General features: G+C 40.9%; 15 protein-coding genes, 2 pseudogenes and 1 CRISPR repeat array. Of the genes and pseudogenes, 7 read left to right on the top strand and 10 right to left on the bottom strand.

Annotation, left to right across the window (positions count from 1 at the left end):
• The first annotated feature begins 429 nt into the window (after window positions 1-429).
• From HWQ42_RS21850 to HWQ42_RS21835, 4 genes are all read left to right on the top strand, one after another.
• The gene (locus HWQ42_RS21850; RefSeq protein WP_292816090.1) at window positions 430-3549 is read left to right on the top strand and encodes an MFS transporter; all 3120 of its coding nucleotides are present in this window, start codon (window positions 430-432) and stop codon (window positions 3547-3549) included.
• A 447-nt stretch (window positions 3550-3996) separates the two neighbouring features.
• Window positions 3997-4269 (top strand): hypothetical protein, encoded by a 273-nt coding sequence (locus HWQ42_RS21845; protein ID WP_292737356.1) that lies wholly within the window; start codon window positions 3997-3999, stop codon window positions 4267-4269.
• Window positions 4270-4548: 279 nt separating this feature from the next.
• Window positions 4549-4776, top strand: coding sequence for a hypothetical protein (locus HWQ42_RS21840; protein WP_292816089.1), 228 nt, complete (start codon window positions 4549-4551; stop codon window positions 4774-4776).
• Window positions 4777-4903: 127 nt separating this feature from the next.
• Entirely contained in the window at window positions 4904-5845 is a 942-nt protein-coding gene (locus HWQ42_RS21835; RefSeq protein ID WP_292816087.1) for a PHB depolymerase family esterase, read from the top strand.
• Between the two features lie 12 nt (window positions 5846-5857).
• Here HWQ42_RS21835 and HWQ42_RS21830 read toward each other — a convergent pair whose 3' ends face one another.
• The 5 genes from HWQ42_RS21830 to HWQ42_RS21810 form a co-directional block, all read right to left on the bottom strand.
• Window positions 5858-6688: a dienelactone hydrolase family protein gene (locus tag HWQ42_RS21830; protein WP_292816122.1), complete on the bottom strand. Its 831-nt coding sequence runs from the start codon at window positions 6686-6688 to the stop codon at window positions 5858-5860.
• Window positions 6689-6994: 306 nt separating this feature from the next.
• A CRISPR array of direct repeats spans window positions 6995-7315; the repeat unit is 37 nt; unit sequence ATTGCAATTCATCAAAATCCCTATTAGGGATTGAAAC.
• A gap of 149 nt (window positions 7316-7464) precedes the next feature.
• Complete coding sequence (locus HWQ42_RS21825; protein ID WP_292816085.1) at window positions 7465-7674, bottom strand: hypothetical protein; 210 nt, start codon at window positions 7672-7674, stop codon at window positions 7465-7467.
• A 644-nt stretch (window positions 7675-8318) separates the two neighbouring features.
• Window positions 8319-8840, bottom strand: a complete 522-nt coding sequence (locus HWQ42_RS21820) for a DUF29 family protein (RefSeq protein ID WP_292816083.1) — start codon at window positions 8838-8840, stop codon at window positions 8319-8321.
• A gap of 3 nt (window positions 8841-8843) precedes the next feature.
• Window positions 8844-9362 carry a hypothetical protein gene (locus HWQ42_RS21815; RefSeq protein WP_292816082.1) on the bottom strand — a complete coding sequence of 173 codons (519 nt, stop codon included), beginning with the start codon at window positions 9360-9362 and terminating at the stop codon, window positions 8844-8846.
• 105 nt (window positions 9363-9467) lie between these two features.
• On the bottom strand, window positions 9468-10091 hold the full coding sequence (locus tag HWQ42_RS21810) for a class I SAM-dependent methyltransferase (RefSeq protein ID WP_292816080.1): 624 nt from the start codon (window positions 10089-10091) through the stop codon (window positions 9468-9470).
• Between the two features lie 93 nt (window positions 10092-10184).
• Here HWQ42_RS21810 and hemH point away from each other — a divergent pair, with 93 nt between their 5' ends.
• A complete protein-coding gene (gene hemH / locus HWQ42_RS21805; RefSeq protein ID WP_292816079.1) occupies window positions 10185-11351 on the top strand; it encodes a ferrochelatase in 1167 nt (388 codons plus the stop codon).
• A 101-nt stretch (window positions 11352-11452) separates the two neighbouring features.
• Here hemH and HWQ42_RS21800 read toward each other — a convergent pair whose 3' ends face one another.
• The 5 genes and pseudogenes from HWQ42_RS21800 to HWQ42_RS21780 all read right to left on the bottom strand — a co-directional run.
• Window positions 11453-11992 carry a DUF4126 domain-containing protein gene (locus HWQ42_RS21800; protein ID WP_292816077.1) on the bottom strand — a complete coding sequence of 180 codons (540 nt, stop codon included), beginning with the start codon at window positions 11990-11992 and terminating at the stop codon, window positions 11453-11455.
• A gap of 487 nt (window positions 11993-12479) precedes the next feature.
• Complete coding sequence (gene purB, locus HWQ42_RS21795) at window positions 12480-13775, bottom strand: adenylosuccinate lyase (RefSeq protein ID WP_292816075.1); 1296 nt, start codon at window positions 13773-13775, stop codon at window positions 12480-12482.
• A 40-nt stretch (window positions 13776-13815) separates the two neighbouring features.
• Window positions 13816-14367 (bottom strand): DUF421 domain-containing protein, encoded by a 552-nt coding sequence (locus HWQ42_RS21790; RefSeq protein WP_292737422.1) that lies wholly within the window; start codon window positions 14365-14367, stop codon window positions 13816-13818.
• 199 nt (window positions 14368-14566) lie between these two features.
• Window positions 14567-15583 carry a YihY/virulence factor BrkB family protein gene (locus HWQ42_RS21785; protein ID WP_292816073.1) on the bottom strand — a complete coding sequence of 339 codons (1017 nt, stop codon included), beginning with the start codon at window positions 15581-15583 and terminating at the stop codon, window positions 14567-14569.
• Between the two features lie 342 nt (window positions 15584-15925).
• A pseudogene (locus HWQ42_RS21780) lies at window positions 15926-16852 on the bottom strand (YifB family Mg chelatase-like AAA ATPase); the annotation flags it as partial.
• A gap of 123 nt (window positions 16853-16975) precedes the next feature.
• On the opposite strand from HWQ42_RS21780, the gene HWQ42_RS21775 reads away from it, so the two are divergent.
• Window positions 16976-18100, top strand: a complete 1125-nt coding sequence (locus HWQ42_RS21775; RefSeq protein ID WP_292816071.1) for a tyrosine-type recombinase/integrase — start codon at window positions 16976-16978, stop codon at window positions 18098-18100.
• 19 nt (window positions 18101-18119) lie between these two features.
• Window positions 18120-18212 (top strand): annotated as a pseudogene (locus HWQ42_RS21770) (IS1 family transposase); the annotation flags it as partial.
• Window positions 18213-18250 lie beyond the last annotated feature (38 nt).

The raw sequence follows: 18250 nt of genomic DNA, 5'->3' as shown, positions 1-18250 counted from the left end.
TGCCTGTAGGCACAAACCACAAGCACTTCTTATGGACGACGATCAAAAAGGTATTGTTAAAGTAAATCCATCTAGAGAGGGTGATAAAAAATAGATATTTAAATAAATTTAAACTATTATCTGCAAGCAAACTAGTATTTAAATGAATCACTCACTATAAAGTAAGCAATTAAAATTAAAAATTAGCGTTACATAATAAATAATGGTTGTTAATTTTATCAATTATTAATACTGAGAGAAACTAAAAGTTATATCTTCCGCTGGATACAGTTTTCAGCCCTTGGAGAGATGCTTTAAGCAGCTAAATTCTACGATTCTGATCTAAAGAGTTAGGTATTGCCATAGGTACAAACATAAATACTAAGAGTTGCTTCTCAAGAAATTCTTTAATTCCCCCAAATTTAAACTTAGTAGGTAGAAGGAAATCCAATGTTCCAAAGTACGGAAATCATAGTGGGACTCTATAAACCACTATTATGGTTAGCACAGGTTCCAGGAGAACCCTCAAATGTCACGCCAGTACAGGCCTCGGCTCTCATTTCTGGGCCGCGCTTTTTTGTGGCTTTAATCTCTGGTGTGATTCTAGCCTTTGCTTTCCAATTAGTTCTAACTAATCTCTCCCTTGCAGCCGGTATTTCCTACCTGGGGCACTCATCTGATTCGGATTCAGATAATGGGGAAGCCGGAAATTTGGGCGGCAGTATTCGCAAAATCGGCACAGCAGTAGGGATTTGGACATTATTCACTGTGACGGTCGCCTTATTAATCGCTTCTTATCTAGCAGTAAAATTGAGCCTTGTGATCTCAGACCGAGGATTGGGAGCGATTCTCGGTTTGGTGATTTGGGGTGCTTACTTTTTGCTCCTAGTTTGGGTAAGTTCCACCACCGTAGGCTCCTTAATTGGCTCAGTTGTCAATACGGCAACATCTGGGTTTCAAGCGATTATGGGGACTGCTACCGCCGCACTAGGTGCGAAAGCTGTGAATAACCAAGTGGTAGCCACAGCCGAAGCCGCCGCCGCCGCTGTCCGTCGAGAACTAGGAAGCGCCATTGACCCCGTGAGTATCCGGGAAAACATTGAAGATTACTTAGAAAAGCTCCGTCCTCCAGAACTCGATGTGTCAAAGATTCGGAGTGATTTTGAAAATTTACTCAACGATCCACAATTAAAAGCGATCGCGGGGACTCCAGATATCCGCAACATCGACCGCAAAAAGTTTATCGAGTTAGTCAGCAGCCGCACCGATCTTTCCAAAAAAGACGTTAGCCGGATTGCTGATACCTTGTATAAAGTTTGGCAGCAAGTGGTGGGTCAGCAACCACCCACCGAAGACCGTTTGGGTGAGTTAATGGATTATTTGAAATCACTCCCACCAGGACAAACCAAAACAGATGAACTCAACGCCAAACTGGATCGGTTATTAGCAGAAAAAGGTGATTCCAAAGAATCTGACCAAAAGTCAGCCTCTGGGCCAATTCAAAGTACAATCCAGCAAGGACTATCCGCCTTAACCGCCACTGTGCTGGGACGGGCAGATTTGCCTGATTTGGATGTGGAAAAAATCTTGCGTAGTCTCACCACCGCCAAAGATAAAGTCACTCAACAAGCAGATAAGCTAGGGTTGCCAACACCATCACAACCCTATAGCCCAATTCGGGCTGATATCGAAAACTACCTCTACAATACTTATGCTTGGCAACTGAGTCCAGAAAGAATTGCCCAGGAATTTCATGATGTCATCTACGATCCAGCTGCTGACCCTGGAATCGTCCGTAGGGAACTAGAACGACTATCTCGCAATGATTTCGTCAAAATTCTCCAACAACGGGGATTGCTTACCCAAGGTCAAATCCAGCGCATTGCCAATCAGCTAGAAACTGTCCGCCAAGAAGTGCTAGTAACAGTCAGAGCTATTGAAGAAAGAGATATCGTCCAAGACTTGCAACGCGCAGTAGAAAGTTATCTACTCGTTACTCCCAAGGCAGATTTGACATCCGAAGGCATTGAGCAGAATTTTAAACCACTGTTGGATGACTCAGAGGCAGATTATGAAACCCTGACATTGCGACTAGCGCACCTTGACCGCCAAGAAATTCGGGAGATATTGCTACAACGTAATGATGTCCAGCTATATGAAGTAGATAGCATTGTCGATGAGTTGGAAAAACAACGCGATCGCGTTTTGGTAGAATCCAAAGGACTAGCAGAACAGGCACAATATCAAGCAGAAACCCTGTGGCTGAATGTAGAATCATATCTGCGTAACACTGGAAAATCAGAACTGAATCCTGATGCCATCCGCGCCGACTTCAAAAAGCTACTAGAAGATCCTCAAGCTGGGATTAGCTCAATTCGGGCGCGCTTGTCTCGCTTTGACCGCGATACCTTAGTACAATTGTTGAGTCAGCGAGAAGATTTGAGTGAAGATCAAGTTAATCAAATCATCGATACTACTGAAGAGTCATGGCATAGTATTCGCCACACACCCCAAGCCGTAGTAGATAAAGCTAAAGAGCAATACGACTCTGTAACAACAACGATCGCAGATTATCTACGGAATACTGGTAAACAAGAACTGAATCCAGAAGGTATTCAGCGAGATTTGACCAAATTGTTTGAAAATCCCAAAGAGGGAGCCGTCGCACTGCGTCGTCGCTTGTCGCAGTTAGACCGGGATACACTGGTGAAATTGCTCAGTCAACGCCAAGACTTGAGTGAAGAACAAGTCAATGAAATCATTGATTCCACCCAGAATTCGATTCGTAACTTTGTGCGTGCGCCTCGTCGCCTAGCTAGCCGTACACAACAAAGAGCAGAAACATTCAAAGCTTATCTAGAAGAGTATCTCCGCCAAACTGGCAAAGAAGAACTCAATCCCGAAGGTATCAAACGCGACTTGCAATTATTGTTGCACGATCCGCGAGTTGGGGTGGAAAGTTTTGGCGATCGCCTTTCTCAGTTTGACCGTGATACCATCATCGCTCTACTGAAAATTCGGGAAGATATTTCTGATGAAGAAGCAGCGCGGATTGCCGATAATATGGTGTCCGTAAGGGATCAATTTGTCGAACAAGTGCGGAACATCCAACGGGGCATTCAAGATGCAATTGATGGGGTTTTTGGCCGCATTCGTAACTATCTCAACTCCTTGGATCGCCCAGAACTTAATTATGATAGTATTAAGCGCGATATTCGCACAGTTTTTGACGATCCCCAGGCGGGATTTGATGCCCTGCGCGATCGCTTGTCCTCCTTTGACCGTGATACCCTAGTGGCAATTATGAGTTCTCGTGAGGACATCTCCGAAGAAGATGCCAACGGGATCATCGACCAAATTGAACGGGCACGCAACACAGTATTGCAACGTGCAGAACGCATACAGCATGAAGCCCAACGCCGTCTAGAACAGGTCAAGCATCAAGCACAGCGGCAAGCAGAAGAAACCCGCAAAGCCGCAGCTACAGCAGCGTGGTGGCTATTTGCCACAGCATTCGTCTCCGCCATTTTCTCTGCATTAGGAGGAGCGATTGGTGTAGTTGCACCGTAGTTTAACAAGTTGTCTCCGCTAACTTTTTAGCCTCCCGGAATGGGAGGCTTTTCTATGTTCAGGACGCATACTCTTACGCAGAAGCAAGCTACGCATAGCATCTGATATAGAAGAAAGAAAAGGAACAAATATGTATTGGTGAATTTTGTGCAATACCAGAAAAAAGAATACAACAAATAGACCATTTGTAGAGACGCGCTTCATCACATCTTGACCTAAAGATGTGTTGCAATCATTAATTTAATTGGTACAAGTATGTCTTTCAATATAGTTATATATGAATATCCTTTACTGCTCTAATCTCAGCAATTAGATGGGTGAAAATAGAATTGGTTTAATGTTTTAATATTATTAAAGAACTTGCAATTAAACCTCAGCTTCTTATCAATACATCACTCAGTAATTTTTGCAAGTTAATCACTATTACCTAAGTAGCAATCTCAAACAATGGAAAATACGTTAGTTGATAAAACCTTCCGTGACAGCAATGGCAAAATTGTTTTGGCTCAAATGCCAAACCCACCACTGATTCTTTGGATAGTAGCTAGTTTACTAACCCTAGTTTTTACAAGTGGTAAAATCAATACAGTGTTAGACTTTCTGGCAAATGGCTCCTTGTTTACTTGGGCATGGATGGAGATATTTCAAGGCGTTAATTATTTTCGCAGAGCGCTAGGTCTTGCGGTATTGATTGCTATGATCGTATATAAAATTCAGTAAAACTAACTAGTTAAGTAATAAATAATACTAACACTAGAGGAGTTTCTAAACTCCTTTTTTTTCCAAAGTTCCAAATGTGAATAAAGTCATACTGAAATTATGACTTTATTCCACTGTGTTTTCTGATTTAGTATCTTAAACTCAGAACAATACAGCAAATCAATTAACTCGTGCAACAAACAAAGCTTCCTATAAAGTTAATAGGTAAGAATATCTGTTCACAAAATATTGATAAATACTGTATAAAACTCAAAAAAATAATGGAATGGAGATTTGAAGATGAAACGTATTTTATTAGGTACATTACTTGCTCTACCATTTGCAATTTCCTCCTTACCGTCACAAGCATCAGCAGCAGAAATTATTGTTAGACCCAATGTTCATAGAGCTGCTATTGTGCGTAGACCTGTTGTCGTCCGATATGAACGAAAGTTAATTCCTGCACATTGGGAAACAGTACGACGCGGTAACAGGTGGGTTAAAGTTAGAGTTCCTGCTCGTTTGTAAATGTCAGAGTTTAATATCTAAATAGAGGCTAACAACTTTAGTTGTTAGCCTCTATTAGTTAAAATTTGGTTACTGAATAAGACTTAGAAGTAAATACAAATAGCTGACATAAGTCAATTTAATCAACATGAATATATATCAAAATTCTCAGTTTTTTAAAAAACTTTTGATATTTCTACTAGGAATTAGTTTAGTAACAGCCTGTGATTCAATTCAGGCTGATGAAAAAAGTATAACTAAAGACAAAATCTTGATTGGTGATAATTATGGAGAACTATACGATCAAGGTAAATTACGTACTTACTATTTTTACACTCCAAAATCTTATAATCTAGACCGCTCGATGCCGTTAGTTTTAGTGTTTCATGGAGATGATGGTAATGGTCGGTCTATCAGTAATGTGACCCGCTTCAATGAATTAGCAGAGCAAAAAGGATTTATTGTTGTTTACCCAGATGGAATTGACCAAAAATGGAGTCTTAGAGGTAACGCTCAAGGAAAGGTAGATGATGTTTTGTTTGTCAGTGCTTTGATTAATCATCTTCAGCAGCAACTTAATATTGATAGTCATAAAGTTTATGCCACTGGTTTTTCTAGAGGTGGCATACTTACCCAAGCACTGGCTTGTAAGTTACCTAATAAAATTGCTGGTTTTGCATCAGTAGCTGGTTCCCTCCCAGCCAGACTTAAACCTAGTTGCCAGCCTGAAACTCCCATATCGATGCTAACGATCAACGGTACAAACGATCGCGACGTACTTTTTGAAGGTGATGACCACACTCAACGAGGAGCGCTAGTTTCGATCTCAGACATGGTAGAGTTTTGGCGATCGCACGATCGATGTACCTTATCGAATGCATCTTTGAATTTTTCTGAAGATAAAGTGAAAACCGCTATCTACACAGGTTGTAGTGGCAACTCCGAAGTCTGGCAGCTAGCGGTAGTCAACGGTGGACATTTCTGGCCTGGTGGTTCTTCAACTGACGAGAGCCTAAACAAATTCAATGCCAAGCTGGGACTAAACGCCAGTGAAACAATTTGGGACTTTTTTCAGCGTCACAGTTCATGAGTAGCTAATTTTTTAAACACCATTTTGCTTAAACCATGCCAAGAGTCGTTTCCAACCATCCTGAGCTTCTTTCTCGCGGTAGGAGGGGCGATAATCGGCAAAAAATGCGTGGGGTGCATTGGGATAGACGATAATTTCAGATTTGCTACTGTTGGACTTTAAGCGATCGCGCATCTGCTCTACTGTATCAAGAGTAATACCAGTATCTTTCCCACCATAAAGTCCGAGAATAGGGACTGTCAGTTTTGATGCAATATCAACGGGATACTGGGGCTGAAGTTTGGTAGCATCGCCCACAAGTTTCCCATACCAAGCTACACCTGCCTTTACCTGGGGATTATGTGCAGCATATAACCAGGTAATACGACCGCCCCAACAGAAGCCTGTAATTCCCAACTTCTCGCCATTACCCTTAGCTGATTTCTTTGCCCACTCTACCGTCGCATCAAGATCGGATAACACTTGGGCATCTGGTACTTTGGCGACAATTGGACGAATTTCGTCTATGTTGCTTAACTTCGAGACATCGCCTTGACGCACAAATAATTCGGGTGCGATCGCTAAATATCCCAACCGAGCAAATCGACGAGTGATATCCTGGATATGCTCGTGTACACCAAAGATTTCCTGGATTACCAGAACAATGGGGAAATTATCACCAGTAGCTGGTGCTGCTCTATAGGCAGGAATTTCGCCATCTTTGACGGGAATTTTCACCGCACCAGCTACCAACCCCTTGGCATCAGTAGTGATGACTCCGGCAGAAATGGGTTGTACTGCGAGGGCAAAACCTGTCGCCACTGTAGCTGTTGCAATAAATTTGCGGCGCGTTATTTCTTTCATCATCTCTACGTTGAATTACTAAGTTCTCTTATATTTAGGTTACTGTATGGTCAAATACCGCGGAGGGGTAGGTGTACAAATTTCACAACCTAAAAAAAGTGCTTTTATCTCAACACCAGCAAGCGTTTCACCCCACTAATTGTCCAAATTCGTCCGCGCAATCTCTGAAATGCTTACAATAATTCAGTTTCAGCCTTCAACCTTTCCTAACACTCTTCCAAAGAAATTCTCTAATGCTATGATTGCTCTAGAATCGCGCAACTGCACCTTGAAAACTAAATATAGCTTGAATTTCAGGCTCCCGCTATTGCAATTCATCAAAATCCCTATTAGGGATTGAAACTTGAAGTCACGCTTTTACTGATAAAAATTGTATTGCAATTCATCAAAATCCCTATTAGGGATTGAAACTTGTTCTGTGCGCTTATGAACTCCTGAAGTACTCCTATTGCAATTCATCAAAATCCCTATTAGGGATTGAAACAACTTTTAAACCTGTGAAATCTCCTGATGAAGGAGATTGCAATTCATCAAAATCCCTATTAGGGATTGAAACACATTTTCACCAAAATCAATCCCCGGCTCAAAGAATTGCAATTCATCAAAATCCCTATTAGGGATTGAAACTAGAGCCAAAAAGATGGAGATTTTCATTCCTAATTTTTTTTTAGAGCTACCTTATTAATATGGAGTTAGGTTTGAACTCTAGCCAGAAATTTTTTGGAAGTCCCTTAATTTAGATTCTGTTTTGTGAAATCTAAATTAAGGGACTTTAATTAAACTGCCGTAATCAGTGCAACACTTGGACCAGATATAGCTATAGTTATTGCAACAGTAACAATAACTGAAGCTACAATCCGAGTATTTGGTCTAGCACCAGCAACAACAGATGTAAGATCATAGTCAGTTAAATCAGTCAGAAAGCTTTCTGAATCAGAGAACAAATCAGAACCAGCAGGTATATCAAAAATTTTGATATTAGCCATTTTATTTTTTTCTCCTCTCGTCAAGGTAGTTGAAGTTATGATGAGCTTAAAATTTTCGTGCTCTATTTTTATTCTCAGGTATTTTTTACATAACCTCAATGATTAATTTAATCAAAATAAGGACAAAAATAATATATTTATGTCCTGTTGATTTGTTAGAAGCAATACCAGGGCAAACGCATCTAAATTACTCTTACTCACAACCAAAGTTAAGAACCAACGAAAAATCAGCATTTATCGTTCGGTTTAGTCAAAGAGACTCAAAGCGATGCCTACGGCAAGCCGCAAAGCGTCTACGCCTAAAACTGTGCCAAGAAGCAAGCATTAATGACACCAACTATCTCGTATTTGCTAATAACCCAAGTTGCTAGTTATGGAGGAGTACGATACCTACAGTAAGCTCCGCTAAGGCACGCGACCACTTAAGCAACAAGGCGTTGCATAAATGCGGGATTAATTAGCGCTTAAAACCATTGATAATTCGTTTAAAAATGAGCGAAATCATCCCATGATTCAGCAATGCCAGCAACAAAATCCCCTCCAGTTAGAAAATTCGGAGGGGCACATGTTAAATGAAACAATTGCGATCTATGCTATCATCGGCGACCGACTCAAAGCGATTTACCAAACAAATAGCGATCGCTTTATTTTTCCCGATTTATCCAATCTTCTCCACCAGCTAACTGACTAAGGTAATCATCCATAATCGCTGGTAATTCCTTTGGTGAATAAGTATATGTTAAAGCCAGGAAACTAGTGGCTGTAGTTATAATCTGGTTTTTATCTAACATCGCTGACAACTGAGAGCGAGTAAATTTACCATTTATCACTTCCTCGCTCGCATCAGCGATCGCATCTTCCATAACTTCCTCTTCTATCAATTTATCCCAGTCATCTAAATTAATATAGTAAGATTTTTTATTATCTTTGATATTTAGCTTTTTAATTTCTCGGATTGAATTACGAATAGAATTTGCCCAGGAACCAGTTAAACGTTGTTCTACTTGGTTTTTAATTAAATGAATCAACAGAACGTTTAAATAAGCTTGGATATTCCGCATAATAGCTTGTTTGCTCATGCCTTCTAATTCATCTACAATTGCTAAGGCATCTGCATAACGTCCTTCCAAAATACTCTTTTTGAGGTCTATAAGTTCCTGGGTCATTTTTTATCGCCTACCTGCTTTCCAATCTTCTCCACCGGCTAGCTGAGTTAAATTTTCAGCCACAGTTGCGGGTAACTCCTTAGCTGAATAAGAATAAGTTAGCGCCAAAAACTTCAAAGCAGTATGAATAATCTGGTTTCTATCTACCATTTCAGTAAGTTGGAATTCATTGTACATTCCATTCAAAACTTCCACACTGGCATCACGCACTGCTACTTCTATTTCATCTTCAATATAAGTATCCCATTCGTTGAAATTGATATAAGAGGATTTTTTATTGTCTTTGAGATTAAGTTTCTTAATTTCTATAAGTGAGTTACGAATAGAAGCTGCCAATGAACCAGTTAATCGCTGCTCCAGTTGGTTTTTAATCAAATGAATCAGCAGAATCCTTAAATAAGCTTGGATATTCCGCAGAATAGCTTGTTTACTCATGCCCTCTAATTCATCAACAATTACTAAGGCATCTGCGTAACGTCCTTCCTGGATGCAAGTTCTGAGGTCTATTAATTCCTGTGTCATTTGTTATTAACCTCAAAATTTCATCATGCTAATTTCAATATAACAATCACCTATACTTTATTAATAGCAGAGTATCTTAACCTGCCATTAATAAAGCAGTATTGTTCACTTCTTCGCCTGTATCACTTGCAAACTACCACCTGCATATAAAGTTGGCTCACCCACATCAAACCCAGCCTCAGTTAACAATCCAGGCAAATCAGTTTCCAGTAATTCCCAAGCTGTTTCCGTCTCAAACAACAACAAAAACACCGATACCCCAGGCCAAAATATCGGATTTGTCGGAGCGTGAAAATCCACCAGCGTAAACACTCCTCCTGGCTTCAGTACTCGATAAACTTCATTAATAATTTTTCGTAATTGCTGAGGCTGCATCTCGTGTAATGCAACGCTGGTATGCACCACATCAAACAAATTATCTGCAAATGGCATCTCTTCGGCAAAAGCTTCTATGTATGAAGCTTCTGGTACATTTAGCCGCGCCCGTTGCAAAGACTTTGGTGAAGCATCCAAACCTGTTACATTTTGTGAAGTTTTTACTAAAAACTCCGTCGTTTGACCACTACCACAACATAAATCTAAAACCTGAGTATCTGAGTAAATTGTTAAGCCTTGCAAAGCAAGTTGCCGAAAACGCGCTTCACCACCTACACTTAAGGCTGCTAAACGAGAGATACCATCATATAACCACTGATAACGGTAACTCCAATCTCTTAAAATTGTTGCCATTGCATATTTCCTTGCTATTAAGCTTTATATTTAATAAAGATATATTGTTAACATTAGTAAAAAACCTGAAAAGATTGGGGGAAAGTAACTGCTATGGGTCGTGTAGGCGTCTTATTACTCAATCTCGGTGGCCCTGATAAGCTAGAAGATGTTGGGCCGTTTTTGTACAATCTATTTTCTGATCCGGAAATTATTCGCCTACCATTTCGCTGGTTGCAAAAGCCCCTAGCCTGGTTTATTGCCACGCGGCGAACCAGAACATCTCAAGAAAATTATAAGCAAATTGGTGGTGGTTCTCCATTGCGGCGGATTACAGAAGCCCAAGGGGAAGCTTTAAAAGAACAGTTAGGTTTTTTGGGGCAAGAAGTTAATATTTACGTGGGAATGCGTTATTGGCATCCCTATACAGAAGAAGCGATCGCACAAATTACCCAAGATAAGGTAGAACACCTGGTAATATTACCACTATATCCCCAGTTTTCTATCAGTACCAGTGGTTCCAGTTTCCGGCTTTTAGACAAGCTTTGGCAAGAAGATCCAAAACTTCAACCTATTGATTATACCGTCATTCCTTCTTGGTATAAACAACCAGGCTATCTTCAAGCAATGGCGCAACTCATAGCCCAGGAACTTGAGCAATTCCCTAACCCCGATGAAGTTCATATCTTCTTCAGCGCTCATGGCGTTCCGAAAAGCTACGTTGAAGAAGCAGGCGACCCTTACCAGATGGAAATTGAAGAATGTACTGCGTTGATTATGCAGACTCTCAATCGACCTAATGCCCACACTTTAGCTTACCAAAGTCGTGTCGGCCCAGTAGAATGGCTCCAACCATATACTGAAGATGCCCTCAAAGAACTAGGCGCACAAGGCGTGAAAGATTTGGTTGTCGTGCCTATCAGTTTTGTCTCAGAGCATATCGAGACACTACAAGAAATTGATATTGAGTATCGAGAAGTAGCTGAAGAATCAGGAATTCACAATTTCCGCCGCGTACCGGCTCCCAATACCCATCCAGTATTTATTAATGCACTAGCTGAATTAGTGATTGATGCGCTGAGAAACCCCAGTTTCAAGCTTTCGCAAGCTGCCCAAATGAAAAAGATGGTCAAGATGTACCCTCAAGAGCGTTGGGAGTGGGGTCTGACAACTAGTGCTGAAGTATGGAATGGTCGGATTGCGATGCTGGGTTTTATTGCCTTAATCGTAGAGCTGATTACCGGTCACGGCTTTTTGCACATGATTGGGCTTTTGCAGTAAATGAAAAGAGTTAGGAGTTAGGAGTTAGGAGTTTTAAATTTTTCTCGCTAACTTTTCACTCTTAACTTCTATCTTCATTCCTAACTTCTCACTTTTAACTCCTAACTTTTCTGCCGATACCAGTCATACCACTGCTTCGCACTACGAACTGCGAACCAGAGCATTATTAAAGCAATTACTCCTCCTTGCCAAGGAGCATCAAAGGCAAATAGTACTAGAGCAATGCACAAGGTATCTTGAAGAAAAACTGCCCACAACGGTAAGCCACGTAACCGATAGAACCAACCAATTTGGACAAGCTGGAGTACCAAAGCTAATAAACCTCCAATCATGGCAATTAGCCAGTTTGGGGTTGCTGTTGCGGTAGCTACTCCTAACCCCATAATTGCGCCCACGAAGGGAGACATAAGTAACTGAATCAGTTGGAGCAATCTTTGCCCCCAGAGCTTTTTTGAGACTAATAATTCAATTAATGACAAACTAGTGAGGCAGCCTAATAATATTGGTGGAGAAATGTGAGATAAAATAGGAACTTGTGACCACAAGTTGCTACCCTGCAATAATCCAATAATTAGCAAAGGTATGCCTATTCTCATTCCTGCTGCCGCAGAGGCAGAAAGTGTGGCTAGGATTTCAATCATCAAAGCACTGTTAACACTAATAAATAAGTAAGTATTTGTTCTATATACTACCCAGTGCTATCAATAATTCCAGCATTAAACAGATTGCAATCTTAAATGTTGTTGGTATCTTTATACAGCATAATTCAGAATTCAGGAGTCAGAATGGGCTACGCTCCGATGCGCTCACAGAAGTAAAACAGGCTTTATACCTGCCTTTGAGACTTACAGCTATTTTCAGGTAAATAGACCACGCGGTAGGGGCGCAAGGCCTTGCGCCCCGATGACGGGTGTGCTTCAAATACTTGAAAAATGATTGCGACAGATGGAAAACTGAAACACTTATCCAATGCATGTTTCACAATCCAAAATCTAAAATCCAAAATGGTATAACTTCAGTACCTCACTAACTTGAAATTCGCTGTATATCTTTTTTGATGATATCTGCGTATTTTTTGCTAACAGGTTTGTAGTAAGCGCTTAAACGCTTACTACAAGCAAATTAATCCTAAATACCTAATCGTTGGTAAACTTCTTCTAAATGCCGCAGATGTTGCTGGGGGTCGAAACAAACCTCTAGTTCTGCTGAAGACAATTTTTGGGTAACACGCGGGTCTTTGCTAATCAAGTCTTGGAAGTTTCCTTCTGGCTGATTCCAAGCGGCGTGAGCGCTTTCTTGAACGATCGCATAAGCTTCTTCTCGCCTGCTTCCCTTGTCTATTAAAGCCAGTAGCACTTTTTGGCTGAACACAACGCCGCCGTAACAGTTGAGATTGCGTTTCATGTTCTCAGGATAGACCAACAGGTTTTTGACCAAATCGGTTATTTCTGACAACATAAAATGCGTCAAAGTACAAGCATCTGGCAAAATTACCCGTTCTACAGAACTGTGAGAAATGTCTCGCTCATGCCATAAAGCAATGTTTTCTAAAGCTGCACCGGCATGACTTCTGACGAGTCGTGCCATTCCCGTCAGTCGTTCCGAACGGATGGGGTTGCGCTTGTGTGGCATGGCTGAGGAGCCTTTTTGACCTTTGGCGAAAAATTCTTCAACTTCTAAAACGTCTGTTTTTTGCAGGTTGCGAATTTCTACAGCAAAGCGATCAATGGTTGCGGCTACCAAAGCTAATTGTTGCACGTAGTCGGCGTGGCGATCGCGGGAAATAACTTGGGTTGAGGCTGTATCAGGTTCGAGTCCGAGTTTTTGGCAAGCGATCGCTTCTACACGCGGTTCAATATTCGCGTATGTTCCCACTGCACCAGAAATCTTACCCACAGCGATCGTTTTGCGGAGTATTCTTAGGCGTTCTTGGTGTCGCAACACTTCTGCTAACCAACCAGCTAGTTTAAAACCAAAAGTAATCGGTTCAGCGTGAATACCGTGCGATCGGCCAGCCATCACTGTATGACGATGTTCCCGTGCTTTTTGGCGAATTACCTGAATTAAATCTTCCAGACGTTGCAACAATATATCTAAACTGGCAACTAATTGCAGTGCCAAAGCTGTATCCAAAACATCCGAACTAGTTAAACCCAGGTGAATGTAGCGTCCGGCATCACCAACATATTCATTGACATTTGTCAAGAAAGCAATGACATCGTGGCGGACTACAGCCTCAATTTCCAGCACCCGTTTTGGATCAAAATCTGCCTTGGCTTTAATTTCGTCAACCGCCTCAGATGGAATGTAACCAAGTTCAGCTTGAGCCTCACAAACAGCAATTTCGACTTGCAACCAAGTTTTTAGTTTATAGGCTTCACTCCACAGATTAGCCATTTCGGGTAAAGTATAACGCTCAATCACAGTTCGGCACAGAATACAACCGTCATATTTTACAGTTTAATTAATGTAGATCGCTTTTTAACGCTACTTTTTGCTCAGGGACGATACTAGTTTTTGAATCCGACATGATAATACTAATCCTGCCGTCAGCCTCTATATACGCGAACTTCACATCAGCTAAAAATTCTACACCTTGCTGACGTAACTTGCTCATCAACTCATCATCTGTAATTAACTCTCGTTGCAGATGGCGCTCAATCATCCGACCGTTTTTTACCAGTAGCAACGGTGGCGGATTCAGGAAACGTTGGAACTGGGGAAGTTTGTAACCCAACCAGTTCAGCAAGTAACTCCAAAAAATCACTGTTCCTACCAGGATAGCGCCTTCAGTAATTGATGTGTAATTACTTGCCATAGCATTTTGAGCAGCTTCCGCAAATAGCACAACTACGAGTAAATCAGTAATTCCTAGTGTTCCTAGTTGTCGGCTAGGAAGTAGGCGTAGCACTGAGAACAGCGCTAAATAAACCAGCGATCCGCGGATAATCAACTCAAAGATGCTGATGCTAGGAATAAAAATTGCTTGCCAATTGATAAAAAACCATTTTTCCATTAGCACTGATATTCTTCCTTGTTCAATGGACTTCTGGCTTGTTCAATGGACTTCTGGAAAAAATCCAGTATAAAAAGAATTCAGAATTGCTGAATACTCTACTCATAAACTGTGGCAAGAAAAAATAATTAACTGGACTGGATATTAGATACTTCAATATCTATCAGATTTACAAATATAAATCTCCAGTAATCAATGATTAAAATCGCTGGTTTTTTCTTTTCTGCTTTAAGCGTTTGGGCTTTCTAAAATACTGAAAGAAGCGATTGATAAAGCGAGAAGATGGCTTTTTATTAGCCGATGCTTGTTCTCTTGGAGGTTTGCCATTATAGTTTGTGTTATCAGATATATGTACAGCATTTTTAGTTGGAACTATACCGCTTCCATGCCTTCGGGAATAAACTTGAGTAAATTCTGCACCGAAGAAAAGAATCTGTGCGGCATAATTAACCCAAGCTAAAATTACCACTAGTGAACCAGCAGCACCATAGGTCGATCCAAAACTGCCATTACCTAAATATTGTCCTAATAAAAATCTCCCAATAGAGAACAAAACTGAGGTAAGACCCGCTCCAACTAAAACATCACTCCATGCAATTTTGACATCTGGTAGAACTTTAAAAATTAGTCCGAACAGCACTGTCGTGATTGTAAAAGAGATGATTAAATTGGCAATCTGCCAGATGAAATCGAAACCTGGCAACAAGTTACTAAAGTACGTTACTAATGTTGCTAATATCGTACTAATTACTAGAGAAACTAAAAGTAAAAAGCCAATTCCGATCACCATTGCAAAAGACAAAACGCGGAGGCGAATCATATTATTTATGCCACGTCCAGGTTTGGGTTTAACTTCCCAAATCGTGTTCATGGCATCTTGCAACTCAGTAAATAAGCCTGTAGCACCTAATAGGAGAACTACAACACTAATGATCGAAGCGATCGCTCCTGTTTTTGGTTGGTTAGCATTTTTGATAGCTGTTTCGAGAAACTTTGCGCCATCTACCCCGACTAAACCTTGGATTTGGCCGACAATTTGACCTCTTGCCGCTTCCTCTCCAAATACTGCACCTGCGATCGCAATTACAATAATTAGCAATGGTGCAATAGAAAAAATCGTGTAATAAGCTAACGCCGCCGCTAACCGTGAGGCTTTATCGTCACTCCATTCTTTGAATGTCTCTTGTAATAACTTCCAAATTTCTTGCAAATTCATCCAATCAGTCTCCTTCTAGGGGATGTTGCTTAGTCCCTGATATATTGGATACTGATTTACTGAGTTCTGACATCCTCCCAAGGGTATTTGTGAAGCGTTCTTGGGGAGGAATTTAGAATTTTATAGTCACATGACAATGCGATGTTTAAGACGGGATACGCCTACCTGCCAATTGGCGATAATAAAGATGCGCTGATGTTGATCGAAGCAATGACACAGACCACAGCAATTAAAGAGTCTTTGCTCCGTTTGCATCCGCGAGAGAACTGTACGCCGTTTTGCAAATTCTCAAGCGTATTGGTCAGTTAATTTCTCCTACGTCTTAGCGTTCCCTTTTCCCTTTTATTGCATTCTATCTATCGTGCGATACTGAATCGCCTCCGCTACATGATTGGTTTTTAGCTCATCTTCTCCTGCTAAATCTGCAATAGTCCGTGCTACTTTGAGAATGCGATCGCTTGCTCTTGCCGATAAACCTAATTTTCTAATTGCTGCTTCTAATAAATTGCGGCTAGCATCATCTAACTTGCACCATTTCTGGAGATGACTACTTTGTAGATGGGCATTGCAACGCAGATTTACTTCTCCTTGGAAACGGGTTATTGCGCGATCGCTTGCTTGTTGCACTCGTTCGCGTACTGATATTGATGTTTCTCCCGTGGGCTGTTGGGTAATTTCTTCTGGTTTCAAACGATTCACTGCAACTTGTAAATCAATTCGATCCATCAACGGCCCAGAAAGTTTTGCCCAATATTGCTCGCGTTGGCGGGGAGAGCAAGTACATTGTTGGATGGTATCGCCATAGTAACCGCAAGGACAGGGATTAGTACTAGCCACCAAAGTAAACTGTGCGGGAAACATTACCGATAGTTTGGTACGGGAAATTGTGACATAGCCATCTTCTAAAGGTTGACGCAGAAATTCTAAAACATCTCGTTTAAATTCAGTGAGTTCATCAAGGATTTTCCGACATTACCAAGTACTCGATATTGTCAGTTCATCCAAGAACAGCACACCTCTGTGAGATAATGAGATTTCTCCAGGACGAGGGAAGCTACCACCGCCAACTAGAGAAGGCCCGGATGCCGAGTGGTGGGGACTGCGAAAAGGGCGATCGCGTACTAATGAACCACGATTTTTCAATAAACCAGCTACCGAATGAATGCGAGTCACTTCTAAAGATTCGGCAAAGCTCAACGGTGGTAAAATTCCTGGTAAGCGCCTTGCTAGCATGGTCTTTCCACTACCAGGCGGCCCGACAAAAATAAGTTATCTATAGCTCTTAAAAACAATTCTTTAAAGTCAACAACAACAACTTGACAAGTACATTTGCACTGTGTAGACTATCTAAAATTGAGCTATTCAACACAGTCCATAAAGTCTACAAAGTAAATGAAAGTTCAAAGGGTACGCATCCCCAATGGCGAGAAAGTAACCTGGATTGTACTAGGGGATGATTATTTGCCCGTAGAACCAATTCGGCAGTATCTAGCTTATTTAGAAAACATTGAGCGATCGCCAAACACAATTAGGTCTTACGCTCACCACCTCAGTCTTTATTGGGAATATCTTCAAACCTACGATTTGGATTGGACACAAGTTAGCGTAATTGAGCTTGCCGAATTTATGGCATGGCTTAGAAGTCCTAATCCTCAAGTTGCATCAATTCAAGAAGTGGTTGCCAAGCGTACAGAATCAACTGTAAACGTGATTCTGACTTCAGTCTGTATGCTTTACGATTTCCACGAAAAAACGGGTAAAGTACCGCATATTCCTCTCTATCGGTCACAGGTTATGCCAGGAAGGAAGTATAAAAGCTTCTTGCATCACATAACTAAAAGCAAATCGATAAGAACTCGTTTACTCAAACTCAAAGAACCAAAGCATTATCCAAAAACACTTTTACCTGGACAGGTCAAGCAACTTATTGATAGTTGCAAGCGAATTAGGGATAAATTTTTGATTTGTTTACTGCATGAAAGCGGTATGCGAATTGGGCAAGCACTAGGTCTAAGACATGAAGACATTCAGTCTTGGGATAATCTTATCAAAGTTATCCCTAGAGACGACAATGCTAATGGCGCTCGTGCTAAAGGTAACTCTCCTTACAATGTCGATGTCACTAAAGAATTGATGGGACTTTATAGCCAATATTTACAAGATGAATTTATGGAAATACTTGGTGATGACCTCAGTGACTATGTTTTTGTAAATCTTTGGGATGGAGAGATTGGCTCCGCAATGACATACAACAATGTCATAGATTTGTTCAATCGCCTCAAAAAGAAAACTGGGATTGCTGCTCATCCTCACATGCTTAGACATACACACGCTACAGAACTAGTTCGTGAAGGCGTGGAAATGGCTTATGTCCAGAAGCGACTAAACCACGCAAGTATTCAAACCACAATCGACACCTATGTTCATGTCAACAACGAAGACATGAAAAGAGAATACAACCAATATTTGAACAATAGATATGACGCAAAACCAGCCAGCAATTCAGAAGCAGAATAAAGTCTATCAATTTATCAACTGCCCAAAGTGTAAAAGCACCAGTTTCAGAAAGAATGGAAAAAATTCATCTGGCACTCAAAGTTATATATGTAAGCAGTGCAATAAAACTTTTACACCGGAGGCACTAGATTTAATTCAAGAATCTAAGGA

The sequence above is a fragment of the Nostoc sp. JL23 genome (genome assembly GCF_017115065.1).
In the GTDB taxonomy this organism is placed as follows: Bacteria; Cyanobacteriota; Cyanobacteriia; order Cyanobacteriales; family Nostocaceae; genus Nostoc; species Nostoc punctiforme_A.
The sequence above is the reverse complement of the archived record's forward strand: the minus strand, read 5'-3'. Positions and strand labels throughout refer to the sequence as shown.